We start from the raw sequence: 22,194 nt of genomic DNA, 5'->3' as shown, positions 1-22,194 counted from the left end.
GCGGTGAGAAGGGTGTTCAGGTCGGTCGTCACAAACTGATCTTGAACACCCTTCGTCCGTCTGCAGCCACCGCCCGGACTTAGGACTTACTCGTCTAGGTCCACCCTGCGATCGTGCACCACCGCGAGGGCGGGTGGGGTGGTTGGCGCGACCGTTCCACTCGCCGTCTTGCGGAAGATGCGCCGCTTCAGGTCGATCGGGTCGAAGATGCGGCTGTGGCTGAGCAGCATCTCGGCCTTGCCCAGGAACAGCACGCCGTTCGGGGCCAGCGCGAAGTGGAACCGGCCGAGGATCCTCGCCTGCGTCTCCTGGTTGAAGTACATCAGCGTGTTGCGGCAGGTCAGCAGGTCGATCCGGGAGATCGGCGCGTCCTGCACCAGGTCGTTGCGGCCGAAGATCACCGAGCGGCGCAGGTCCTTGCGGAAGACGTACCTGTCGTTGTGCTGCTCGAAGTACCGGGAGACGAGATCGGGCGGCAGCGCCTGGAGGTCGCGGTCGGTGTAGGTCGCCTGCCGGGCGTGCGTGAGCGCCTCTTCGTCGACGTCGGTGGCGTAGATCTTCACCTGCTGACGGAACCGCTCGATGCCCATCGCCTCGGTGAGCGCGATCGCGAGGCTGTAGGCCTCCTCGCCGGACGCGCAGCCCGCGCTCCACACCCTGACCGGGTCGTCCGGCCCGCGCTCGGCGAGCAGCGCGGGGATGACCTCCTCCTGCAGGTACGCCCACGCCTCCGGGTCGCGGAAGAAGGCGGTGACGTTGATCAGGATGGTGTTGAACAGCGCGCTGAACTCGTCGGCGTTGACCTGGAGCTGGTCGATGTAGTCGCCGTAGTCGTCGATGCCGATCTGGTTCATCCGGTGACGCACGCGCCGCATGAGGCTCGTGCGCTTGTAACCGGTGAAGTCGAAACCGCGCGACTCCTTGAGGTAGCCGAGCACGTCCTCGAAACCGTGTTCAGCTGTCGTCTGGCCGTCGCTCACCGGGGAAAAGTTACTCGCCTCCCCTGACGCTCAGCACGGCCCACACGATCTTGCCGCCATCGGTGGACGGGGTGCTGCCCCAGGCTGCGCAGATCTTGTCGATGAGCTCCATGCCCCGATGACCCGGTACCAGCGGCAGGGCGGGCACCAGCGTCGCCGGTTCCGGCGCGTCGTCTCGGACGGCGAGGGACAGCCCGTCGCGGCGCAGCTCGATCCGCAGCGACGACTTCGAGTGCGCGTGCCGGACGGCGTTCTCGACCAGCTCGCTGACCACCAGCACGGCGTCGTCGGCCAGGCCGGGCAGGTGCCACAGCGCGCAGGCCTCCCGCACCGCCGAACGGGCCAGCAGTGGCGCGGTCGGCGAGTTGGGCAACCCCACGCGGCGGAACCGCCGAGGCGGCGGACCCTGCGACACCTGGATCGCGGCGGCCAGATCGGTGCAGGTGGGCACGAACCTCGACACGCCGCTCTGATCCAGCTCGTGGCGGTGCGTCTCGCTCTCCGCGAGCAGCACCAACGGGATGTCCGGCCACGGCGAGATCTTCATCCACACCGTGGAGAACACCGCGTACATGGCGGTGCTCGCGACCTCGAAGTCCGGTCCGAGCCGCACCACCAGCCCGAGGGGTTCGTTCGCAGCGTGCTTGAGCAGGCCGTCCCGCAACGACGGGTACGAGGCGAGGTCCAGGCGTCCCGCCGGTGTCGCCACCACGAGGCCTGCGAAGTCGGTTGTCTCGATCAGCATCTCGGTCATGCGCCTGTCTCCTCGCGCATACCGCGGCGGAGGAGGTACTTGCGGAGCACGTCCGCCGCCACCAGTGCCTCTTCCTCCTGGTTGGCGTACCGATCGGCCATGAGCACGCGGCCGACGTCGTGCGACCGGGCCGCCATGTGCCGGGAGAGTGCGGCTTTTTCGTCCAGCGTGCGCAGCGCGGTCCACATGGCGCTCTCCAGGCCACCGCCGTAGGCGTCGAGCAACGCGTCCGGGGTCCACGCGTGGCCGACCAGGCAGCGGTACCGCGTGCTGCCGGCCGGCATCTCCACGAGCGAGCCGTGGCATTCGGGGCACGTGAGGTTGGTCGCGGTGCCCAACGGGGGAGTGTCGCCGGAAACCGGCGCCGGCGTCGTCGAGGAACACGTCCACCTCCACGCGCAGAGCGTCGGACGCCGGCGGCATCTCCGCGACATCCACCTGCTCGCCCGCGAGGCCCGCGAGCAGCGCGCCCAGCTCGGCGACCGGGGCGACGTGGTCGACGTCGACCTGCCGCAGCACGCTTTCCGGCATCCCTGGATACACCGCATCGTCAGGGGACTGCACCACCGCGAGACCGCCGCGGTTCTTGATCGCGGCCATGCCCGCGGTGCCGTCGTCGAGCGCTCCGGACAGGATCAGCCCGATCACGGCGGGTCCGCGCGCGATCGCGGCGGAGCGGAAGAGCACGTTGACAGCGGGCCGGTAGCCGTTCTCCGTCGGCCCTCTCGACAGCCGCAGCACGCCGTCGTGCACCACCACGTGGTGGTCCGGCGGGGCGACGTGGATCCGGCCCGGCCGCAGCGGCGCGCCGTCCTCGGCGGCGAACGCGGGCAGCGGCCCGCTCCTGTTGAGGATCGAGGGAAGAGCGGAGGAGCCGCCCGACGGCATGTGCAGGACCACGACCACGCACAAGGGAAGTTTCGCGGGGAAGGTGGAGACCAGGGCTCGCAGAGCTTCGACGCCTCCGGCGGAAGCGCCGACCACGACCAGGTCTCTTCGCACCTGTCTCCTCACCGACGCGTTGTCGGCAGGTATACCCGTTCGGGCCAGGGTCTCACACGTCTCAGACCCGCGCGGCCTCCGCGAGGTCGGCCCTGGCGCGGGCGGGCGTCGTCCTGCGCATGCCCGCGTCCACGCAGCGGCGTACCACCTGTGGTTGCTCGCGCATCAGCCGGAGACCGCGGCGCAGCAGCACCGGAACCGGTTTGCGCGCCTCGGCCACGTCCCTGGCAAACCGGCGAGCGAACGTCACCGGAGCGCTCGGCGCGAGCACGATGGCGTCCCTGAGCACGCCGGCCTCCCTGGCGCCCGCCACCAGCAGGTCGGCGAACAGGCCTTCCGCGATGAACGCGGGGGCGTCGCCCAGCTCGATCGTCTGAGTGCCGACCGCGCGGTCCTCGCTGATCGAGTACACCGGTGCCTCGGTCTTGCCGGTGGTCGAGAGCTCGATGACCGCCTGCAGTGCCTTGTCGGCGTTCCAGGAGTCTTCCGCGTCCCAGTCGGCGCGGCCGTGCTCGTCGCGGGGGAGCAGCGGGTCGTCGCCGTCGCGGTAGAAGTCGTCCAGGCGCAGCACCGGCCAGCCGAGGTGGGCGGCGAGTGTCGACTTTCCTGAGCCGGAAGGTCCGGCGAGCAGCACGGCGCGGGGGATGGGCACGGAACGCAATCTTCGCACATGACGCACGCCGGCCATCGCGAACATGGACCCGTGAAGCAGGCGCTAGGCTCGAACGCATGAGCGAAGGTCTGTTCGACGAGGGCCTCTTCGGCGCGACCGACGAGGAGAAGGCCGAGCGCATCGCGGCCAACGCCCCGCTGGCCGTGCGGATGCGTCCGGCCACGCTGGACGAGGTCGTCGGCCAGGACCACCTGCTCGGACCGGGCGCGCCGCTGCGCCGCCTGGTCGAGGGCGCCACCCCGGCGTCCGTGATGCTCTACGGCCCTCCCGGCACCGGTAAGACGACTCTCGCGACCCTGGTCTCCAAGGCGACGGGGCGCCGGTTCGTGGCGTTGTCCGCGCTGTCCGCGGGCGTCAAGGAGGTGCGGGCAGTCATCGACGAGGCCCGGCGGCGTCTGGTGCGGTCGGGTGAGTCGACCGTGTTGTTCATCGACGAGGTGCACCGGTTCTCCAAGACGCAGCAGGACGCTTTGCTGGGTGCCGTCGAGGACCGGATCGTGCTGCTCGTCGCGGCCACCACGGAGAACCCGTTCTTCTCGGTCGTGTCGCCGCTGCTCTCCCGTTCGCTGGTGCTGCAGCTGAAGTCCCTGACCGACGACGGTGTGCGCACGGTGATCCGCCGTGCTCTGTCCGACGAGCGGGGCCTGGGCGGTTCCGTGGTTCTGGAGCCTGAGGCCGAGGACCACCTGATCCGGCTGGCCGGTGGTGACGCGCGGCGTTCGCTGACCGCGCTGGAGGCGGCGGCGGACTCGGCGTCGGCGTCCAACAGCGGCGTGATCACGCTGGAGCTGCTGGAGTCCACCGTGGACAAGGCGGCCGTCCGGTACGACCGCGACGGGGACCAGCACTACGACGTGACGTCGGCGTTCATCAAGTCGATCCGCGGCTCGGACGTGGACGCGGCACTGCACTACCTGGCGCGGATGATCGAGGCGGGGGAGGACCCCCGGTTCATCGCGCGGCGGCTGGTGATCCACGCCAGCGAGGACGTGGGGATGGCCGATCCGACCGCCTTGCAGACGTGTGTGGCCGCTGCCCAGGCCGTGCAGCTCATCGGGTTGCCGGAATGCACGCTGAACCTCGCGCAGGCCACGATTCACCTGGCCACCGCGCCGAAGTCGAACGCAGTGACCACCGCGATCAACGCGGCCATCGGGGACGTGCGCAAGGGCGCTGTCGGTGCTGTGCCCGCACATCTGCGGGACGGGCACTACGCGGGTGCGGCGAAGCTCGGCAACGCGCAGGGATATCGGTACCCGCACGACGTGCCGGAGGGTGTGCTCACGCAGCAGTACGCGCCGGACGACCTGGTGGGGCGCGACTACTACGAGCCGACCGGGCGTGGCGCCGAACGTGCCGTCGCCGAGAGGCTGCCCCGGTTGCGCCGGGTGATCAGGGGCGATTGATTGGGCGCGAGCGCCACACGATGCCCTGCTCGATCCGTTCGACCTTGAAGCCTTCGCGCTCGTAGAACGCACCCGCGCGTTCGTTCTGGACGAAGTGCTCGATGTAGACCTTGTCCGCGTCCATGTGCTCGGTCAGCGCGTTGATCAGGCGCGGGCCGATCCCGTGGCCGCGCAGGCCGGGATGGACGTAGAGCTTGTAGACCACGTGGTCGGAGTCGCGGTCCGGTACGCGGCGTCCGCGTTGCCCGACGCCCACGAGCCGTCCCTCGGCCTCCGCGACGACCACCAGCCCTCTGGTCACGGCCCTGGTGATCTGCGTGTCGTTCCAGAACCGGCGTACCTGCTCGTCGGCGGCTTCCTGGCCTATCAGCGGTGCGTAGTGCGGGGCCACGTGCTGCTCGCCGAACCGGCAGATCGCCGCGATGTCGCCGGGCACAGCGTTGCGCACGACCGGTATTTCGTTTGAGGTCATGTCGCATGATCGCCACATGGAACTCGTGCCGCACAACCCCACTGACGGCATCTACCCCGCGACCGACGACTACGTGCACGCCATGGAGGTCCGTGACGCCGGCCGCCTGTTGTTCATCGCGGGCACCATGGGCCTCGACCCGGCGGGAAAGCCCGGCGCCGGCCTGGCCGAGCAGCTCGACCTCATCTGGTCCAACATCCGCACGATCCTCGCCTCCGCGGGCATGACCGTCGCCAACATCGTGCGCCTGACCAGCTATCTGCGCGACGAGTCGTACGCCGAGGCCAACGCTGCCGCACGCGTGTCAGCACTAGGCGGCAGGCCTGTGCCGACCACAGCGGTCATCGCCACGACTCTGGTCAGCGACTGGCTGGTCGAGATCGAGGTGACAGCCGCCGGGTGACACCATGCACCAGGCGCTGAAAGCGTTTATTCGCAACCGATATCGAGACGAACGAGTAAGTTTTGCGAGGTGACGATCAGAGAAGACTTCCTGACCACCGCCCGCATCGCGCTCGACCTCATGCGCCACGACCAGGTCGCGAAGAACTGGGACCAGCCCAGCGCCCTGCCCGAGTTCGGCGTCAGGGGTCTCGTCGGACACATCGGCTACCAGGCGCTGCCGCTGCCGTCGATGATCTCTTCGCCCGTCGGTGACGAGCCGGTCGTCTCGTTGATGGAGCACTACGCGCGGGCGAACTGGACCGAGCTGGACGTCGACTCCGAGTTCCACAGCCGCATCCGCGCGGGCGGCGAGAAGCTCGTCACGGAGGGGCACGAAGCGTTCTGCGCCCAGGTCGAGCAGACGCTGGAAGACCTCGGGAAGACGTTGCCGGCCGCGGAGAACCGGCCCGTACGGATGCCGCACTGGGGCCCGTGGGCGGTGCCGCTGGACGAGTACCTGATCAGCAGGCTGATGGAGTTCGTCGTGCACTCCGACGACCTCGCGGTGAGCGTTGGCGTGGACACGCCGGAGTTCCCGCGCCACGTCAACGAGACGGTCATCGACCTGCTGACCCGCATGTCGCTCAACCGGCACAAGGCAATCGACGTGGTGCGCGCGTTCAGCCGCAAGGAACGCGCACCGCAGGACATCACCGCGTTCTAACGAGGACGCGCCATCAGCAGGGCGACCTTGTTCGGCAGCATGATCTCGTCCGCGGCCATGAACCCGCCGGCCTGGAACGACTTGATGGCGCGCGTGTTGCGCACGTCCGGTTCCATCACGATCCGCGTGCAATGCGGGTCGGCCTCGAACAGCGCGTCGGTGAGCCGGGGGAGCAGGGAGCGCACCAGCCCGCGGTCGGTCATCGCCAGCTCACCGACCGCCAGGTTCAGGCCGAGGTCGTGCGGCCGCGCCTGGTAGCAGCCAGCGACGGCGCTGCGTGCCGCGCGGTAGACCTCGGCGTAGATCACCGGGCGCCCGTGCCAGCTGATCAGCAACGGCCGGGCGTCGTCGCCGTTCAGCTGCGCCCGCAGCTGCTCTTCCCAGCGCGGCAACGTCCACGCCTGCCGCCAGAACGCCGCCACGTGCGGTGCCTGGTTCCAGCGGTGGATGAGGTGCAGGTCGTAGCCGTCGGGGCGGGCGACGCGGGCCTCCCACGGGTCCGTGAGCTCCGGGACCGGCGGGGCGCCTGCCGTGGCGTGCTTGCGGTAGGAGTCCAGGTGCGACACCGGCTTCACGAGGCCTCCTGCACGAGTCAACTTAGGGTTGCCTTACTTCAATGGCGCAGGGCTTCCGGTGTCAAGCCCTGTGTGACGGGTATTTCACAGGCAGTGACCACGCTAGTCAATGAGTGCTTCGTATCATTTGGGCCGACGGGGCTGACCCCGTACGTTCACGCCATGTCAGAGAGTCAGCGTGAGCCGGTGCCGCGCGTCGACACGGGCGAGCTCGCCGTCGCGCACGCGTTCCTCAAGTTCCAGCGCCACTGCGTCCTGAAGAAGGCGCAGGGGCTGACCGACAACCAGCTCCGCGGGTCGACGGTCCCCAGCGGCACGTCGATCCTGGGGTTGATCCAGCACCTCGCGGAAGCCGAGCGCGAATGGTTCGGCCACTACTTCGCCGGCGCCGAGTGGGCCGAGGAGGCCGAGCTGGGCATGACCGTGCCCGCCGGCCGGTTCGCGGCCGAGGTGATCGGGGAGTACCGCGCGGCGATCCTGGACAGCGACAAGGTCATCGAAGCAGCGGGCGATCCCGACGCGCTCATGGCGATTCCGATCGACGGAACCCGCAAGTCGCTGCGCTGGATCCTCGCCCACATGACCACCGAGACCGCCAGGCACGCGGGCCACGCGGACATCATCAGGGAGCAGATCGACGGCACGACAGGCCGTTGAAGATCAACTGAAGGTGCCGCCCATTTGAGTGTCGGACCCACCCGGTAATCTCACTCGCAACCAAGCCAGAACACCGGTTCACCAGGAGGATCTGTGTCGCCAGGGTGGCTCGCCGCCGGTGCCTTCGTGCTGCTCGTGCTGCTGCTGGCGATTCCGGCGTTCAAGGCCGCGCGCTTCTTCGACGAGGCCACGATCGCGATGCGCAAGGCGCACGAGAACACGGACCCGTTGTTCACCGAGGCCAACACGACGCTGACGCACGTGAACACGCAGCTCGAGCGCGTCGACGGCATCACGGCGAACGCGCGCGCCGTCACGGGCAACGTCTCCGCGCTCACGAGCCTCTTCACCGCGACGCTCGGCGGGCCTCTGGTCAAGGCCGCCGCGCTGTCCTACGGCGTGAGCAAGGCCGTCAAGGCCCGCCGCAAGGCCGCCGAGCAGCCGAACAAGCACGCCAAGCGTCGCTCGAAGCGGGGTGCGAGGTGAGCCGCCTGTTCTGGTTCGGCCTGGGTGCCGCGGCCGGGCTCTTCGTCGCCAAGAAGGCCGCCGAGGTGACTAAGCAGGCGACTCCTGCCGGTATCGGCGCTAACGTGGGTGAAGGCCTGCGTGAGCTCGCCGGCGCCATCGGTTCCTTCGGGGCCGAGGTGCGCGCGGGCATGGCCGAACGGGAACAGGAGTTGCAGGAGACCGTGGAACGTCAAACGGGCTTCACGCCGGGGCGTCGAGCGCCCAGGGCGAACGGCAAGCACTAGTCGTTCGCCTCGTTCGCGCGCCCCGACAACTCTTTTCACAGCAAGGACATTCCCGTGCAGACCCACGAGATCATCAAGCGCTTCCGCGAGCATTTCGAGAACGCCGGGCACAAGTACATCCCCAGCGCCTCGCTGCTGCTCGACGACCCGAACCTGCTGTTCGTCAACGCCGGCATGGTGCCGTTCAAGCCGTACTTCCTCGGTGAGGCCCCGCCGCCCGCCCCGCGCATGACGAGCATCCAGAAGTGCGTGCGCACGCCGGACATCGACGAGGTCGGCAAGACCACGCGCCACCTGACGTTCTTCCAGATGGCCGGCAACTTCTCGCTCGGCGACTACTTCAAGGAAGACGCCATCCGGCTGGCCTGGGAGCTGATCACCAAGTCCCAGGACGAGGGTGGCTACGGCTTCGACCCCGAGCGCATCTGGGTCACCGTCTACCTGGACGACGACGTGGCCATCGAGCTGTGGCAGAAGGTCGCCGGCATGCCGCTGGAGCGCATCCAGCGCCGCGGCGTCGAGGACAACTTCTGGTCGATGGGCGTCCCCGGCCCGTGCGGCCCGTGCTCGGAGATCTACTACGACCGCGGCCCCGAGTACGGCAAGGAGGGCGGCCCGGTAGTCGACGAGGACAGGTACCTGGAGATCTGGAACCTCGTCTTCATGCAGAACGTCCGCGGCGAGGGTGGTGCCAAGAAGGACTACCCGATCCTCGGTGAGCTGCCGTCGAAGAACATCGACACCGGCATGGGCGTCGAGCGCGTCGCCTACCTGCTGCAGGGCGTCGACAACGTCTACGAGACCGACCTGGTCCGCGCCGTCATCAACAAGGCCGAGGAGCTGTCCGGCCGCAAGTACGGCGACAGCGAGGTGGACGACGTCCGGTTCCGAGTCATCGCCGACCACGCCCGCAGCGGTGTGCTGCTGGTCGGCGATGGTGTCACTCCGGGCAACGAGGCTCGTGGTTACGTGCTGCGCCGCCTGCTGCGCCGCATCATCCGCTCGTCGCGCCTGCTGGGCGTGAACGAGCCGGTGCTGCAGCAGTACGCCGAGGTCGTGCGCGACTCGATGGGCCAGGCCTACCCCGAGCTGGTCAGCGGTTTCGCCCGCATCCAGCAGGTGCTCAAGGCCGAGGAGGACACGTTCCTGCGCACCCTCGACGCCGGTTCGCGGATCTTCGAGAACGCCGCCGCCGAGGTGAAGTCCGACGGCCGCGCCACGCTGCCCGGTGACAAGGCCTTCCAGCTGCACGACACGTACGGCTTCCCGATCGACCTCACGCTGGAGATGGCCTCCGAGGCCGGCCTGAGCGTCGACGAGGACGGCTTCCGCAAGCTGATGGCCGAGCAGCGCGCCCGCGCCAAGGCCGACGCCGCCGGCAAGAAGACCGGCCACGGCGACCAGTCGGTGTACCGGGAGCTGCTGAACCAGGGCCCGACCGAGTTCACCGGCTACTCCGAGCTGGCCTCCGAGGCCACGCTGCGCGGCATCGTGCTGAACGGTCAGCGGATCAAGTCGGCCAAGGAAGGCGACATCGTCGAGGTCGTCCTCGACCGCACGCCGCTCTACGCCGAGTCCGGTGGCCAGGAGTCCGACGCCGGCACGATCGTGACGGGCAGCGCCGAGCTCGAGGTGCTCGACGTGCAGAAGGTCGCCCGCAAGCTGTGGGTGCACCAGGTGCGCGTCGTGGGCGGCGAGATCAGCGAGGGCGAGCACGTCGAGGCCCGCGTCGACCCGGAGTGGCGCGTCGGTGCCCGTCAGGGCCACTCGGGCACGCACGTCGTGCACGCCGCCCTGCGTCAGGTGCTCGGCCCGTCGGCCCTGCAGAGCGGTTCGTACAACAAGCCCGGCTACCTGCGTCTCGACTTCGCCTGGACCGGTGGCCTGTCCGCCGAGGCCAAGAGCGAGATCGAAGAGGTCTCGAACCTCGCCGTGCGCAAGGATCTGCCGGTCAGCATCGTCTACACCGACATGGCCGGTGCCCAGGACATCGGTGCCGTCGCCCTGTTCGGCGAGACCTACGACGAGACCGTCCGCGTCATCGAGATCGGTGGCCCGTGGTCGCGTGAGCTGTGCGGTGGCACGCACGTCGAGCACTCGTCGCAGATCGGCCCGATCACCCTGCTGGGTGAGTCCTCGGTCGGCTCCGGCGTGCGCCGCCTTGAGGCCTACGTCGGCATCGAGGCCATGCGGTTCCTGGCCAAGGAACGCGCCATCGTGCAGAACCTCTCCGACATGCTCAAGGTCGGCTCAGAGGGCCTGCCCGAGCGGATCGAGTCGCTGGTCGAGCGCCTGAAGTCCGCCGAGAAGGAGCTGGAGAAGGTCCGCGCCGCCCAGCTGCTCGGCAACGCCGGGTCCCTGGCCGACAAGGCTCTGGACGTGCGCGGACTGTCGCTGGTGGCCCTCGGCCTGGAGGGCGTGTCCGGCAACGACCTGCGCACCCTCGGCGGCGAGGTCCGCAACCGCCTGGGCACCAAGCCCGGTGTGGTGGCCCTGTTCTCGGTCGACGGCGACAAGGTCAGCTTCGTGGTCGCCACCACGGCCGCCGCCCGTGACCTCGGCCTGGCCGCCGGCAAGCTCGTCCCGGTGTTCGGCCCGGCCATCGCCGCCCGCGGTGGCGGCAAGCCGGACCTTGCCCAGGGTGGCGGCACGAACCCTGCCGGTGTCCCCGAGGCCATCACGGCCCTGACGACCGAACTGGACAAGGTGCTTGAACAGCGCTGATTCAGCTGGTGTCGGCGATCCGGGCCTCGGACGGAGGCTCGGCGTCGACGTCGGATCGGTTCGTGTGGGAATTTCTCTCAGCGATCCATCGGCGTTTCTGGCGACTCCGCTGGTTACCCTGCAGCGTGACGAGAAGGGCGGCTCGGACCTCACCGAGCTCGTACGTCTCGTGGCCGAGCATGACGTGGTCGAAGTCGTGGTCGGTCTGCCCAAAACACTGGCCGGTCGGCACGGCCCCGCAGCGGAAGCGGCCACCGCGTACGCTGCGGCCCTGGCCGACCGCATCGCCCCCGTGCCGGTGCGGCTCAGCGACGAACGACTGACGACGGTCGTGGTGAGCCGGGTGCTGGCACAGCGCGGTGTGAAGGGCAAGAAGCAGCGTGCTGTGGTCGACCAGGCTGCCGCTGTCGAGATCCTGCAGTCTTGGCTGGACGCACGGGCACGCTCTGTGGCCGCCCGAAAGGACGAGGTGTGAGCGACGATCTCGGGTTGTTCACCGACCCTGAAGTGGAAGAACGACGTCCGCTCAGGCGCGAGCGCGACAACAGCGCCCGCAAGAAGGCGAAGAAGCGCAAGAAGACGATCCTGTGGCTCGTCGTCGCGATGGTCCTCGCCGTGGGCATGGGCGGTGCCTACTACGGCTACCGCGAGCTGCGCGGCATCGGCTCCTACGACGACTACACGGGTAGCGGCGAGGCCGACACCATCGTCGAGGTCCAGGACGGCGACCCGGCCAGCAAGATCGCGTCGACCCTGTACGACAACGGCGTCGTCGCCTCCGGCCGCGCCTTCATCGAGGCCAGCAAGAACGACGCCCGCGTGACGTCGATCCAGCCCGGCTTCTACCTGATGAAGACGAAGATGTCGGGCCAGCAGGCCGTGGCCCGCATGGTCGACCCGAAGACCCGCGTGCCGGCCGTCCAGATCGTCGGCGGTATCAAGCTCACCGACATCAAGGTCGGCGACAAACTCGTCAAGGGCATCTACTCCCAGCTCGCCGACGCGAGCTGCACGGAGAAGGACGGCCAGAAGACGTGCCTCACCGGCGACGAGATCAAGGCCGCAGCCGAGCAGACGGACCCGGTCGCGCTGGGCGTCCCCGACTGGGCGCTGGCCGACGTGAAGAAGGCCGAACCGCAGTACCGCCTCGAAGGCCTGATCATGCGCGGCGTGTACCAGGTCAAGCCGGGCGTGAGCGCGGTGGAGCTGATCCGCGGCGTCGTCGTGTCCTCCACGCAGAAGCTGCAGGGCGCCGGCATCCCCGGCGGCACCATGAACACCGGCTTCCGTCCCTACGAGGTCCTGGTCATCGCCTCGCTGATCGAGAAGGAAGCCATCGAGAAGGACTTCGGCAAGGTCTCCCAGGTGATCTACAACCGCCTGAAGGAGCCCATGGCCCTGCAGTTCGACTCGACCATCAACTACAAGAACAACCAGCCCCACATCCGCACGTCGGACGCGGACCGCAACAGGCAGGGCCCGTACAACACCTACCTGACCCAGGGCCTGACGCCGACCCCGATCGGCTCGCCGTCGCAGCAGGCCATCGCCGCCGCGCTGAAGCCGGAGGGCGGCGACATCATGTACTTCGTGAAGTGCCAGAAGGACGGCACGTCCTGCTTCTCGAAGACGTACGAGGAGCACCAGGCGATCGACCAGAAGGCCCAGCGGGAGGGCGTCTACTAGTGCGCAAGGCGGCGGTGATCGGTTCGCCGATCAAGCACTCCCTGTCTCCCGTGCTGCACAACGCCGCTTACGCCGCGCTGGGTCTGGACTGGGAGTACACGCGACTCGAGTGCACCGAGGACCAGGTGGCGTCACTGGTGGCGTCACTGGGTCCGGAGTGGGTGGGCCTGTCGTGCACGATGCCGACGAAGCGCGCGGCGCTGGCCGTCGCGTCGTCGGTGACCTCACGCGCTTCGGCCGTGGGGGCGGCGAACACGTTGGTGCGCAACGGATCTGAGTGGCACGCCGACTGCACCGACGTGGACGGTGTCGTGGGAGCGTTGCGGGAGAAGGGTTTCTCCGGCGGTTCGCGCGGGGTCGTGATCGGTGCGGGCGGTACGGCCACCGCAGTCCTCGCCGGGTTCGCCGCCATGGGTGTTACCTCGGTCTCCCTTGTGGTGCGCGATCCTTCGCGTACTTCCGAGGCGGTGTCCACGGCTTCGCGGGTCGGCGTTGCGGTCGAGGTCCTGGCACTGTCCTCCGTGGACCTCGGCTCGCTGGCCGCCGCGTCGGACGTGCTCGTGTCCACGGTGCCGGCCGAGGCCACGGTCCCGTTGGCATCGGCCCTGGCTCGGGCGCCCTATGTGCTGGACGTGATCTACCACCCGTGGCCCACCCCGGTCGCCACGGCCGTGGCGCAGGCGGGGACCCGGTTGGCGACCGGGCTGGACATGTTGCTGCATCAGGCTTTCGGACAGGTGGAGCAGTTCACCGGGAAGCCGGCGCCGCAGGACGTGATGCGTGAGGCCCTGGCCGCCGAACTGGCGTCGCGTTCCTAGGGATTCGTAACTTTCGGCCAGATCCGAGGCCGCGGAATACCTGCGTGCGCGGGTCGTGTGGTTGCCTGCACATGACTCGTTTGACTCCGGATGATTGCCACCCGCTCCGGGGTCATCGCATGCCGGCGTCCTTTCCTCGAGGGGTACCGGTGGGCGGGACGCACGGGTGTGTCCGCCGGGGGCTCCGCTTGGGCGCGGACGCTGGCCGGCTCACGCCACGGCCGCTGGTGCGTCCCGCCTTTCCCTCGTGGCCGAGGGGCTTCCTAGGATGACCGGGTGGAGATTCCTGGGCTCGGGCCTGTGGTCGAAGACGAGTACGGCAGCCTTGTCAGCGCGCCGGTCCCCGTGCCGGTGTTCGGCAACGCATCCCTCCCGTTCACCGTGGACGGTTACGCGGACGATCCGGCGAAGGAAGACTTCCATGCGGCCATCCGCACTTTCCTCGCGCTGGACAGCGCGGTGCTGGAACAGGCGGGACCGGCGGTCTTCGAGTACTACCGGGACATCGCCGAGGATGGTGGAGAGGACCAGGAGGACTTCCCTCGCATCGCGGCCGCCGGTGAGGTCTGGGACCACGTCTTGTTCGACCGGCACGAGGTGAGCGTGCAGCGGGACGGTGAGGGCGAGCCGGTCTACGTCTCCGTTGAGTGCGAGTGCGCGTGGGAACCGGAGCACGGGTTGCAGCTCGTGTTCCGCGATGGTGCGCGGGTGACGAAGGTCGGCCCGTACGACGGCCATCTCACCAATGCGTCGGCATACGCGCGCGACGTCATCTACGCCCGCTAAGGGCACTCGATGCCAGAAGCCGGCACCCCTTCCACCTTCGCCCGGCTCACGATCGCCGTGCAGTACAGCTGATACTGCGCCCACTTGGACAGCGGCCCCATGTCCTCGGGCAGCACGATCAGGTTGGACACGGCGAAGACCCGCGAGGACGTGGCGGGCACCTCGGTGACCAGCCCGAGCTTCTTCTCCTCCTCCGTCAGCCCGGCGACCAGCAGGTTGATGGACGTAGCGGTGTCAACGGTCCCGGAGTACGACCGGGTTCGCCGCACCAGTTCATTGCGCGAAGCCGTGAGCAGATAGACGGTCAGCTCGTGCGACGACACCATCGGAGCCTCGGCGCCGGTCAGCACGGGCGTTGGACGCACGCCGCAGGAAGCGAGGGTCACCAGGGCAAGCGCAAGGTGAAGACCGCGCCGCCCGAGGGCGCGTTGGCCGCTTCGATGGTGCCGCCGTGCAGGCGTGCGTTCTCCCATGCGATCGCCAATCCCAGCCCGCTGCCCTCGGAACGGGAGCGGGCCGTGTCTGCCTTGTAGAAGCGGTCGAAGATGTGGGGGAGGGCATCCGTTGGGATCCCAGGTCCGCTGTCGGACACCTCGATGACGCCGGGCCGCACCGTCACCCCGACCCCGGCGCCGCCGTGCTTGAGAGCGTTGCCGACGAGGTTGGCCACGATCACGTCCAGGCGACGCCGATCCACCCGTCCTACAACGCCTTCCGGCAACGACGCCTCCACCGACGAGGTCCAGCCGCGAGCGGCGAGGGTGTCGCGGACGGCGGTGCTGATGTCCCACTCGTCGAGTTCCAGGAGGTTGCGGCCCTCGTCGAAGCGGGAGATCTCCATCAGGTCGTTGACCAGGCGGGTGAGCTTGCGCGTCTCGGCCGAGACCAGGCGGGCGGCCACCGCTGTGTCCTCCGGCAGCGAGTCGGCGTCCTCGTCCAGCACGGCTGTCACGGCGTTCATCGCGGTGAGAGGCGTGCGCAGTTCGTGGGACACGTCGGCCACGAAGCGCCGGGAGGCTGCCTGCGAGGCCTCCAGTTGCTCGGCGGCGCGGTTGAACGTGCGGGCCAGGTCGGAAAGCTCGTCGGAGCCGCGTTCGTCGACACGCGTGTCCAGCCGTCCGGAACCCAGAGCACGAGCCGCAGCCCCCAGGCGGCGCACAGGCCGCAGGACACCTCTGGCGGTGAAGAGCGCCAGGCCGAGGGCCAGCGGCAGGACCAGGCTCACGCCGACCCAGGCCGCGGTCGAGAAGCTGTCGATGGCGGTTTGCGTGGCGCCCAGGGACGTCATCGCCCACACCTCGACGCCGGTCGCGGTGCCGTCGGTGCGGAGCAACGGGATGCCGATGACCACGTACGGCTCGGCGAGGTCGGTGCGGCGCTGCCAGATGACCGTCCTGCTCGACTTCGCCGTCTCCCGCATCTCCGCCGGGACCACCGAGAGATCGGGTCCGTTGCGGGAACGAAGCCCTTGGAACACCACAGTCGCGGAGCCGCGCAGATAAGAACCGAAGTCGTCGAGGTCCTGTTGCGCCGGCGGGACGGTCAGGCGGGGTGCGTAGTTGCGGACGTCCTCGACCAGCGGGTTCATGAAGCCGTCCTGGGCGTCCTCCAGCAGCAGGTTGCGGGCGGTCGCGTAGGAGGCGCCGGCCGCCGCCACCGCGCCCAGCAGGGTCAGGAGCAGGAAAGCGGCCATCAGCCTGGGTTTCAGGCCGCGGAACAACGACCTCATCGCGGGCCGAAGCGGTAGCCGAAGCCGCGGACCGTGTGGACGTAGCCGGGTTCGGAGGGCACGTCCTCGATCTTGGCGCGCAGGCGCTGGACGCAGGCGTCGACCAGGCGGGAGTCGCCGAGGTAGTCGTGTTCCCAGACGGCTTCGAGGATCTGCTGGCGGGTCAGCACGCGGCCGGGGGTGCGGGAGAGCTCTAGCAGCAGCTTCAGCTCCGTGGGGGTCAACGCGACCTTCGCGTCGTTCTTCAGCACTTGCAGCCCGGCGCGGTCGATCACCAGCGAGCCGTGGCGTTCCACGGCGGAAGGTTCGGAGACGGTCCGCCGCAGGACGGCGCGGATGCGGGCCTCCAGGACACGGGGTTCGACGGGTTTCACCACGTAGTCGTCCGCGCCCGCCTCCAGGCCCGCGACCACGTCGAAGTCGTCGCCGCGCGCGGTGAGCATGATGATCGGCACCTCGGCCTGCATGCGCATGCGGCGGCACGTCTCGAAACCGTCGATGCCGGGCAGCATGATGTCCAGGACGACGATGTCGGGACGGGACTCGCGCAGCCTGTCGACGCCTTCCTCACCTGTTCCCGCTGCCCGGACGTCGTGCCCCTGGCGGCGCAGCGCCAATCCGAGCCCTTCACGCACCGCGGGGTCGTCCTCGACCAGCAAGACCATCGCCACGAGATCCATTATCGGTGGGGGACGACACCCTCGCCGGTTCTGTAGCGGAACCATGACATGGCGTGGACGTTCCCGTAGACCGGCGCGCGGAGTCTCGATCGCATGGCCGGAAGCTTGCTTGGATTCCTCTTCACGTACTTCGCGCTGGTGTGGACGTCGTTCGGGCAGAAGGCGGAGAACGCCGCGTTGCCCGAGCTCTCACTCCAACGCTCGTGGACGTCCAACGTGGACATGGCGATCCTCGTCGCCGCGGTTCTCGTCGTGCTGTTCGCGCGGAAGAAGTCGTTTCCGCCGTTGCTCGTCCTTGGCGGTTCGGTGCTGCTCGCGCAGGTCCTGAAGCTCTACGTGCTGGTGCGTCCACCGTTGGATGATGACGCAGTGCTGGTGCACAACAGCTTCCCGAGCGGACACACGACGGCCGCGGTGGCGGCGGTGATCGCGGTGACGATGGCGGTGCCCAAGCGGTTCGCGCTGTTCGTGGCGATTCCGGGGGCACTCGGCGCGGGGGCGGTCGCGGCGGACACGGTGTCGCTGGGCTGGCACCGGTTCAGCGACACGCTCGGCGCGGCGCTGCTGGTCTCGACGCTCGCGTTCCTGGTGCTGCGCAAGTGGACCGCGGGGCTGATCGTGCCGCCCGCGCTCGCCGTCGGTGGCGTGTGGCTGATGGTGACGTACCCGCAGGCCACGCCGTCGACCTTGGCCGGCGTCGTGACCGCGGGTGTCGTTCTGCACTTCGGATGGGCCGTGAGCGGCCTCCGGATGACCGGAAACCGCTCACAGCCCGAGCCCGACTCACTCGTCGTGATCGGTGGCGATCATCTCGGCGATGGCGTCCAGAGCAGCATCCGCTCCGTCCCCGTCGGCACTGAGCACCACCTCGTCACCGTGCATGGCGCCGAGGGTCATGAGTCCCAGAACACTCGCCGCTTCAACGGCTTCGCCGTCGTCCTTGCGGATGGTGACCGTCACCGGCTGGTCGGCGGCGGCCTTCGCCAGCAATGCGGCAGGCCGGGCGTGCAGTCCGACCTTGCTGGCCACGGTGACCCGTCGCTCGGCCATGATGGTTCCTCCCGGTAGAGCTGGTGTCGCTTACTTGTCGGTCTTCGGCTCGCGGACGTCGGTGCGCGTGGTGCCGGTCTCGTCCCGCCCGCTGCCTGCCACGCTCTCGTCGGCCTCCGGCGACTCGTCGTCCTCGCGACCCGGGGTCTTCAGGTTCCACTTGGTGATGACCCAGCGGAACAGGAAGTAGTAGATCGCACCGTAGACGACGCCCAGAACGATGAGCAGCCACGGCTTCGTGGCGATGTTCCAGTTCAGGATGAAGTCGATCACGCCGGCCGAGAACGAGAAGCCGTCGTGGGCGCCCAGCGCGTTCGAGATCGCCAGCGATGTACCGGTCAGGACCGCGTGGATCACGTACAGCGGCCACGCCACGAACATGAACGCGAACTCCAGCGGCTCCGTCACACCGGTGATGAACGCGGTGAGCGCGGCGGAGCCCATGATGCCGCCGATGATCTTGCGCTGGTTCGGCCGTGCGGTGTGCACGATCGCCAGCGCGGCGGCGGGCAGCGCGAACATGAAGATCGGGAAGAAGCCGGTCTGGAACGTGCCCGCGGACGGGTCGCCCGCGAGGAAGCGCGGGATGTCACCGGTCTTCTCGTTGAACTCGCCGAACTGGAACCACACGACGTTGTTGATGATGTGGTGCAGGCCGAGCGGGATCAGCAGGCGGTTCACGGTGCCGTAGATGAAGGCACCGATGATCGTGCTGCCGGTGACCCACTCGCCGACGGCGGTGAGGCCCGCGTTGAACCACGGGTACACGAGGCCGAGCAGGACGCCGAAGATCACCATGACGCCGGCGACGATGATCGGCACGAACCTGCGGCCGCCGAAGAAGGCCAGGTACGGGGGCAGCTTGATGCGGTGGTACCTCTGCCACAACAGTGCCGTGGTGATACCGACGACGATACCGCCGAGCACCCCGTAGTTGATCAGTACGGGCTTCGCGGCCGGGTCCGTCGGCTGGTCGAGCACGAACGGCGACATCGCCTTGAAGACGCTCGTCAGCACGACATAACCGACGACGCCGGCGAGCGCGGTGGAACCGTCACCGCGCCGGGCGAACCCGACCGCGATGCCGACCGCGAACAGCAGGGCGAGGTTGCTGAACAACGCATCGCCCGCCGCACCGATCACCGCCGCGACTTCGTTCCAGCCGAGACCGTCCTTGCCCAGCATGTCGGGTTGACCAAAGCGGAGCAGAAGACCTGCCGCGGGCAGCACGGCGATCGGCAGCATCAGGCTGCGACCGAAGCGTTGCAACGTGGCGAGGCCCTTGATCTCACGACCGCCTGCCTGTGCGGCGTTGGTGCTCATCGGGTACCTCCCTTGGCGGAGTTCGGTCCGGATCCCGGGACGGTCCGGTCCAGTTGCATGGTCACCTGGTAGAGATCGCCCCGGTACCAGGAAGTCACGTCTTCACAAGGCCGCCCCTGAGAGCTGGCGACCCTTCTGAACACGAGCAGCGGGCTGCCCTTGCGAACGTCGAGCGCCTTGGCGGTCTCCGCGTCGGCGGTCTCGGCCCACACGGTCTGCCGCGCGTGGTCGAGCTGCACCCCGTAACGGGTGGCGATGATCTCGTAGATCGACCCCGTGAGGTCGCACCTGTCGAGCTCGGGGAGCACGTGCGGGCTGTACCAGCCGGCTTCGAGCGCCAACGGTGCGCCGTCGGCCTTGCGCAGCCGCACGACGCGGTACGCGTACTCGCCGGCGTCCAGCCCCAGTGAGGCCTTCGAGCCGGGTGCCGCCTGGCCGCAGCTGATCACCTCGGTGCTGGGCTCGAGCCCGCGGGCCTGCATGGCCGAGGTGAACGAGTCCAGGTAGAGCTGCAGGTCGTAGCGCCGCTTCGCGGTGAACGTCCCTCGCCCCTTGGCCCGCGTGAGCAGGCCTTCGGCGACCAGTTGGCCGACTGCGGCCCGCACGGTGATGCGGGAGACTCCGTACCGCTCCGCGAGGTCTCGCTCCGACGGAATCGGCGAGCCGGGCGCGAGGTCCTGTTCGGCGAGGCGGCGCAGGATCTCGCGGAGCTGCGCGTGCTTGGGCTTGGGCCCGTCCACGATCTCGTGCATTCGCTCACCTCCTCGCAGTGGTACTTTCCGGTCTAGACCAGTTGGTGCGGGAGAATGCTCCGCACACTGAGCGGGTGTCAACCGCTGTTACGGGAACGAGAGGTACGAACGTGGCTGACGAGAGGCCGGAGAAGATCCTCGCCGCGCTTGGTGGCGCGGACAACATCATCGAGATCGAGGGGTGCATCACGCGCCTGCGCTGCGAGCTCAACGACGGTTCGCTGGTGAACGAGGCAGGCCTGAAGGCCGCCGGGGCGATGGGTGTCGTGCGGGCGGGCAGCGTCGTCCAGGTCATCGTCGGCCCCGAGGCGGACACCATCGCCCAGGACATCGAGGACCTCCTGTGAGCCTCCGCGTCGGCAGCCCCGCGGCCGGCCGGGTGGTCGCGCTCTCCGCCGTGCCGGACCCGGTCTTCTCGCAGGCGATGGTCGGCCCCGGCGTGGCCGTCGAACCGGTGCGGTCCAAGTCCGACGTCGTCGCGCCGATCGACGGCACGGTCGTGACGCTGCACCCGCACGCGTTCGTGGTGGCCACCGGTGACGGCGCCGCGGTGCTGGTCCACCTCGGCATCGACACCGTGAAGCGCAAGGGCGAGGGCTTCGAGCTGCATGTCGTGAAGGGCGAGGAGGTGCGGGCCGGTCAGCGGATCGTCACGTGGGACCCGGCCGAGGTCGAGGCGGCGGGGTTCTCCCCGATCTGCCCGGTGATCGCGCTGGACGCCTCCGCGGAGGTGCTCGCCGACCTCGCCGTGGACGTGGACGTGGCGGCGAACGACGTCCTGTTCGACTGGTCTCGCTGAACCTTCGTTCCCCCTCGGCGCCCTGACGGCTGGCTGACCGGCATCTGCAAGTACCGCCAACTGAACATCAACAGGCACTTTTCTACCGCCAACACGGCCTCCGGGCCGATTGGCCGCGACGGTCGCTTCGGTGAACGTCGAACAGGTTGGGTGTGGTTGACGGCGATTCGATCAAGAGTCGGTGGTACTTGCAGACGCCCGAACCAGCGAGGGCCGGGTTGGCGATCTGGCGTTTTCCCAGCCGGGGTTGAGGCACCGTGGTGCCGTGTGTGAATGGACCGTTCACGACGGGCCGCGATTTGTGTCCCAGACGTGCCGAGCAGGACCGTGGTGTCATGACCACGGTCCTGCTCGCGTCTGTGCTGAGTGCGTTGTGGACGGTCGCGGACGTCCTCGACGCGCCGCCCTCCTCGTACGTGCTGGCGGCGTTCGGCGTGGTGCTCGCGGCGATCGACCTGCGCCACCACCGGTTACCGGACGCGCTGACCCTGCCGCTGGGCGTGACGCTGCTGCTCCTGCAGTTCCACAGGCTGGGAGCCGCCGTGCTCGGTGCGGTGATCTTCGGTGGCGCTCATCTCGCCGTCCGGCACTGGCGTCCGCACCTGATGGGCGGCGGGGACGTGAAGCTGGCGGCGGGCCTCGGCGCGGTGCTCACGCTGCCGTTGCTCCTACCTGCGGCGATCCTGTCCAGTGCGGTCACGCTCGCGCTCGCGGCCCTCACCAGAACGCGCAGAGTGCCGCACGGGCCAGGGCTGCTGGCCGCCACCTGGTCTTTGACCACGCTGTGAAAGGATTGCGACCGTGCTGCGCTGGATCACCGCTGGAGAGTCACACGGCCCCGCCCTCGTCGCCGTCCTGGAGGGCATGCCCGCCGGTGTCGAGGTGACCACCGAGGACCTCGTCGCCCAGCTCGGGCGCCGCAGGCTCGGTTTCGGTCGCTCGCCCCGGATGGGGTTCGAGCAGGACGAGGTCGAGATCCTCGGCGGCGTGCGCCACGGCAAGACCCAGGGCGGGCCGGTCGCGGTCACCATCGGCAACTCCGAGTGGCCCAAGTGGCAGACCGTGATGTCGCCGGACCCCGTCGACCCGAGCCTGCTCAAGCCGACCGGCCGCAACGAGGCACTGACGCGCCCGCGGCCCGGTCACGCGGACCTGCCCGGCATGCAGAAGTTCGGCTTCGACGAGGCACGGCCCGTTCTCGAGCGCGCGTCCGCCCGTGAGACGGCGGCGAGGACCGCGCTCGGCACGGTGGCGCGGCAGTTCCTGCAGCAGCTGCTGGGCGTGCGGATCCTCAGTCACGTGGTGTCGATCGGCAAGGCCGAGACGCCGGAGGACAGCGCGCTGCCCACGCCGGACGACCTGGCCGCGATCGACGAGTCGCCGGTGCGCTGCTTCGACCCGCGCGGCACCGAGGCCATGGTCGCCGAGGTGGAGGCCGTCAAGGAGGCCGGTGACACCGTCGGCGGCG

The 22,194-nt window shown here is 68.9% G+C and carries 25 protein-coding genes and 2 pseudogenes; 16 read left to right on the top strand and 11 right to left on the bottom strand.

Annotation, left to right across the window (positions count from 1 at the left end):
- Positions 1-146 precede the first annotated feature (146 nt).
- From FXN61_RS31605 to FXN61_RS31590, 3 genes and pseudogenes are all read right to left on the bottom strand, one after another.
- Positions 147-980: pseudogene (locus FXN61_RS31605) on the bottom strand (CheR family methyltransferase); the annotation flags it as partial.
- 10 nt (positions 981-990) lie between these two features.
- Complete coding sequence (locus tag FXN61_RS53035) at positions 991-2,736, bottom strand: chemotaxis protein CheB (RefSeq protein ID WP_312878140.1); 1,746 nt, start codon at positions 2,734-2,736, stop codon at positions 991-993.
- Between the two features lie 61 nt (positions 2,737-2,797).
- On the bottom strand, positions 2,798-3,388 hold the full coding sequence (locus FXN61_RS31590) for a uridine kinase family protein (protein ID WP_312878139.1): 591 nt from the start codon (positions 3,386-3,388) through the stop codon (positions 2,798-2,800).
- 77 nt (positions 3,389-3,465) lie between these two features.
- On the opposite strand from FXN61_RS31590, the gene FXN61_RS31585 reads away from it, so the two are divergent.
- Entirely contained in the window at positions 3,466-4,815 is a 1,350-nt protein-coding gene (locus FXN61_RS31585) for a replication-associated recombination protein A (RefSeq protein WP_167977637.1), read from the top strand.
- On the opposite strand, the gene FXN61_RS31580 is transcribed toward FXN61_RS31585, so the two are convergent.
- On the bottom strand, positions 4,802-5,263 hold the full coding sequence (locus FXN61_RS31580; RefSeq protein WP_312878138.1) for a GNAT family N-acetyltransferase: 462 nt from the start codon (positions 5,261-5,263) through the stop codon (positions 4,802-4,804). The two genes, FXN61_RS31585 and FXN61_RS31580, sit on opposite strands and share 14 nt — an antisense overlap.
- Positions 5,264-5,303: 40 nt before the next feature.
- On the opposite strand from FXN61_RS31580, the gene FXN61_RS31575 reads away from it, so the two are divergent.
- Both FXN61_RS31575 and FXN61_RS31570 read left to right on the top strand, forming a co-directional pair.
- Complete coding sequence (locus FXN61_RS31575; RefSeq protein WP_167977636.1) at positions 5,304-5,690, top strand: RidA family protein; 387 nt, start codon at positions 5,304-5,306, stop codon at positions 5,688-5,690.
- Positions 5,691-5,759: 69 nt separating this feature from the next.
- Positions 5,760-6,395, top strand: coding sequence for a maleylpyruvate isomerase N-terminal domain-containing protein (locus tag FXN61_RS31570; protein WP_312878137.1), 636 nt, complete (start codon positions 5,760-5,762; stop codon positions 6,393-6,395).
- Here FXN61_RS31570 and FXN61_RS31565 read toward each other — a convergent pair.
- Entirely contained in the window at positions 6,392-6,970 is a 579-nt protein-coding gene (locus FXN61_RS31565) for a GNAT family N-acetyltransferase (protein WP_167977635.1), read from the bottom strand. The two genes, FXN61_RS31570 and FXN61_RS31565, sit on opposite strands and share 4 nt — an antisense overlap.
- Before the next feature lie 162 nt (positions 6,971-7,132).
- Here FXN61_RS31565 and FXN61_RS31560 point away from each other — a divergent pair, with 162 nt between their 5' ends.
- The 8 genes from FXN61_RS31560 to FXN61_RS31525 all read left to right on the top strand — a co-directional run bounded on the left by FXN61_RS31560 (position 7,133) and on the right by FXN61_RS31525 (position 14,393).
- On the top strand, positions 7,133-7,627 hold the full coding sequence (locus FXN61_RS31560; protein ID WP_167977634.1) for a DinB family protein: 495 nt from the start codon (positions 7,133-7,135) through the stop codon (positions 7,625-7,627).
- A 93-nt stretch (positions 7,628-7,720) separates the two neighbouring features.
- Positions 7,721-8,113, top strand: a complete 393-nt coding sequence (locus FXN61_RS31555) for a DUF948 domain-containing protein (RefSeq protein WP_167977633.1) — start codon at positions 7,721-7,723, stop codon at positions 8,111-8,113.
- Entirely contained in the window at positions 8,110-8,379 is a 270-nt protein-coding gene (locus tag FXN61_RS31550) for a hypothetical protein (RefSeq protein WP_030471638.1), read from the top strand. Before FXN61_RS31555 ends, FXN61_RS31550 begins: the two co-directional genes overlap by 4 nt.
- 54 nt (positions 8,380-8,433) lie before the next feature.
- Positions 8,434-11,103 (top strand): alanine--tRNA ligase, encoded by a 2,670-nt coding sequence (gene alaS / locus FXN61_RS31545; protein ID WP_167977632.1) that lies wholly within the window; start codon positions 8,434-8,436, stop codon positions 11,101-11,103.
- Positions 11,090-11,578, top strand: a complete 489-nt coding sequence (gene ruvX, locus FXN61_RS31540; protein WP_167977631.1) for a Holliday junction resolvase RuvX — start codon at positions 11,090-11,092, stop codon at positions 11,576-11,578. Before alaS ends, ruvX begins: the two co-directional genes overlap by 14 nt.
- Positions 11,575-12,789, top strand: a complete 1,215-nt coding sequence (gene mltG, locus FXN61_RS31535) for an endolytic transglycosylase MltG (protein ID WP_167977630.1) — start codon at positions 11,575-11,577, stop codon at positions 12,787-12,789. The genes ruvX and mltG overlap by 4 nt, the downstream gene beginning before the upstream one ends.
- Positions 12,789-13,607 carry a shikimate dehydrogenase gene (locus FXN61_RS31530; RefSeq protein ID WP_312878135.1) on the top strand — a complete coding sequence of 273 codons (819 nt, stop codon included), beginning with the start codon at positions 12,789-12,791 and terminating at the stop codon, positions 13,605-13,607. Before mltG ends, FXN61_RS31530 begins: the two co-directional genes overlap by 1 nt.
- 276 nt (positions 13,608-13,883) lie before the next feature.
- Positions 13,884-14,393 carry a DUF6985 domain-containing protein gene (locus tag FXN61_RS31525; RefSeq protein ID WP_167977629.1) on the top strand — a complete coding sequence of 170 codons (510 nt, stop codon included), beginning with the start codon at positions 13,884-13,886 and terminating at the stop codon, positions 14,391-14,393.
- On the opposite strand, the gene FXN61_RS31520 is transcribed toward FXN61_RS31525, so the two are convergent.
- The 3 genes from FXN61_RS31520 to FXN61_RS31510 are packed head-to-tail and all read right to left on the bottom strand — an operon-like array spanning position 14,390 to position 16,793.
- The gene (locus FXN61_RS31520) at positions 14,390-14,779 is read right to left on the bottom strand and encodes a hypothetical protein (protein WP_167977628.1); all 390 of its coding nucleotides are present in this window, start codon (positions 14,777-14,779) and stop codon (positions 14,390-14,392) included. The two genes, FXN61_RS31525 and FXN61_RS31520, sit on opposite strands and share 4 nt — an antisense overlap.
- Complete coding sequence (locus FXN61_RS31515; RefSeq protein ID WP_246292244.1) at positions 14,776-16,086, bottom strand: sensor histidine kinase; 1,311 nt, start codon at positions 16,084-16,086, stop codon at positions 14,776-14,778. Before FXN61_RS31515 ends, FXN61_RS31520 begins: the two co-directional genes overlap by 4 nt.
- Before the next feature lie 32 nt (positions 16,087-16,118).
- Complete coding sequence (locus FXN61_RS31510) at positions 16,119-16,793, bottom strand: response regulator (protein ID WP_167977626.1); 675 nt, start codon at positions 16,791-16,793, stop codon at positions 16,119-16,121.
- A 102-nt stretch (positions 16,794-16,895) separates the two neighbouring features.
- On the opposite strand from FXN61_RS31510, the pseudogene FXN61_RS53030 reads away from it, so the two are divergent.
- Positions 16,896-17,387, top strand: a pseudogene (locus FXN61_RS53030) (phosphatase PAP2 family protein); the annotation flags it as partial.
- Positions 17,388-17,585: 198 nt separating this feature from the next.
- Here the strand turns inward: FXN61_RS53030 and FXN61_RS31505 are convergent.
- The 3 genes from FXN61_RS31505 to FXN61_RS31495 are packed head-to-tail and all read right to left on the bottom strand — an operon-like array spanning position 17,586 to position 19,927.
- Positions 17,586-17,852, bottom strand: a complete 267-nt coding sequence (locus FXN61_RS31505; RefSeq protein WP_167977641.1) for an HPr family phosphocarrier protein — start codon at positions 17,850-17,852, stop codon at positions 17,586-17,588.
- A gap of 30 nt (positions 17,853-17,882) precedes the next feature.
- The gene (locus FXN61_RS31500) at positions 17,883-19,175 is read right to left on the bottom strand and encodes a PTS transporter subunit EIIC (RefSeq protein ID WP_167977625.1); all 1,293 of its coding nucleotides are present in this window, start codon (positions 19,173-19,175) and stop codon (positions 17,883-17,885) included.
- Complete coding sequence (locus FXN61_RS31495) at positions 19,172-19,927, bottom strand: GntR family transcriptional regulator (protein WP_167977624.1); 756 nt, start codon at positions 19,925-19,927, stop codon at positions 19,172-19,174. Before FXN61_RS31495 ends, FXN61_RS31500 begins: the two co-directional genes overlap by 4 nt.
- A 110-nt stretch (positions 19,928-20,037) precedes the next feature.
- Here FXN61_RS31495 and FXN61_RS31490 point away from each other — a divergent pair, with 110 nt between their 5' ends.
- The 4 genes from FXN61_RS31490 to aroC all read left to right on the top strand — a co-directional run.
- The gene (locus FXN61_RS31490) at positions 20,038-20,274 is read left to right on the top strand and encodes a PTS sugar transporter subunit IIB (protein WP_167977623.1); all 237 of its coding nucleotides are present in this window, start codon (positions 20,038-20,040) and stop codon (positions 20,272-20,274) included.
- Positions 20,271-20,726, top strand: coding sequence for a PTS sugar transporter subunit IIA (locus FXN61_RS31485; protein WP_167977622.1), 456 nt, complete (start codon positions 20,271-20,273; stop codon positions 20,724-20,726). The genes FXN61_RS31490 and FXN61_RS31485 overlap by 4 nt, the downstream gene beginning before the upstream one ends.
- Positions 20,727-21,061: 335 nt before the next feature.
- Positions 21,062-21,514: a prepilin peptidase gene (locus tag FXN61_RS31480; RefSeq protein WP_167977621.1), complete on the top strand. Its 453-nt coding sequence runs from the start codon at positions 21,062-21,064 to the stop codon at positions 21,512-21,514.
- Positions 21,515-21,527: 13 nt separating this feature from the next.
- On the top strand, positions 21,528-22,194 hold a 667-nt coding region (aroC, locus tag FXN61_RS31475; protein ID WP_167977620.1), incomplete at its 3' end, for a chorismate synthase.

The organism is Lentzea indica, from assembly GCF_012184385.1.
Lineage (GTDB): Bacteria > Actinomycetota > Actinomycetes > Mycobacteriales > Pseudonocardiaceae > Lentzea > Lentzea indica.
This window is presented reverse-complemented; position numbering and strand designations above follow the sequence as displayed.

What these genes read in the sequence shown, in the direction of transcription:
- FXN61_RS31585 (WP_167977637.1), top strand. Translation starts at nt 3,466, where the DNA reads ATGAGCGAAGGTCTGTTCGACGAGGGCCTCTTCGGCGCGACCGACGAG.
- FXN61_RS31575 (WP_167977636.1), top strand. Translation starts at nt 5,304, where the DNA reads ATGGAACTCGTGCCGCACAACCCCACTGACGGCATCTACCCCGCGACC.
- FXN61_RS31560 (WP_167977634.1), top strand. Translation starts at nt 7,133, where the DNA reads ATGTCAGAGAGTCAGCGTGAGCCGGTGCCGCGCGTCGACACGGGCGAG.
- FXN61_RS31515 (WP_246292244.1), bottom strand. Translation starts at nt 16,086, where the DNA reads ATGGCCGCTTTCCTGCTCCTGACCCTGCTGGGCGCGGTGGCGGCGGCC.
- FXN61_RS31505 (WP_167977641.1), bottom strand. Translation starts at nt 17,852, where the DNA reads ATGGCCGAGCGACGGGTCACCGTGGCCAGCAAGGTCGGACTGCACGCC.
- FXN61_RS31500 (WP_167977625.1), bottom strand. Translation starts at nt 19,175, where the DNA reads ATGAGCACCAACGCCGCACAGGCAGGCGGTCGTGAGATCAAGGGCCTC.
- FXN61_RS31495 (WP_167977624.1), bottom strand. Translation starts at nt 19,927, where the DNA reads ATGCACGAGATCGTGGACGGGCCCAAGCCCAAGCACGCGCAGCTCCGC.
- FXN61_RS31480 (WP_167977621.1), top strand. Translation starts at nt 21,062, where the DNA reads ATGACCACGGTCCTGCTCGCGTCTGTGCTGAGTGCGTTGTGGACGGTC.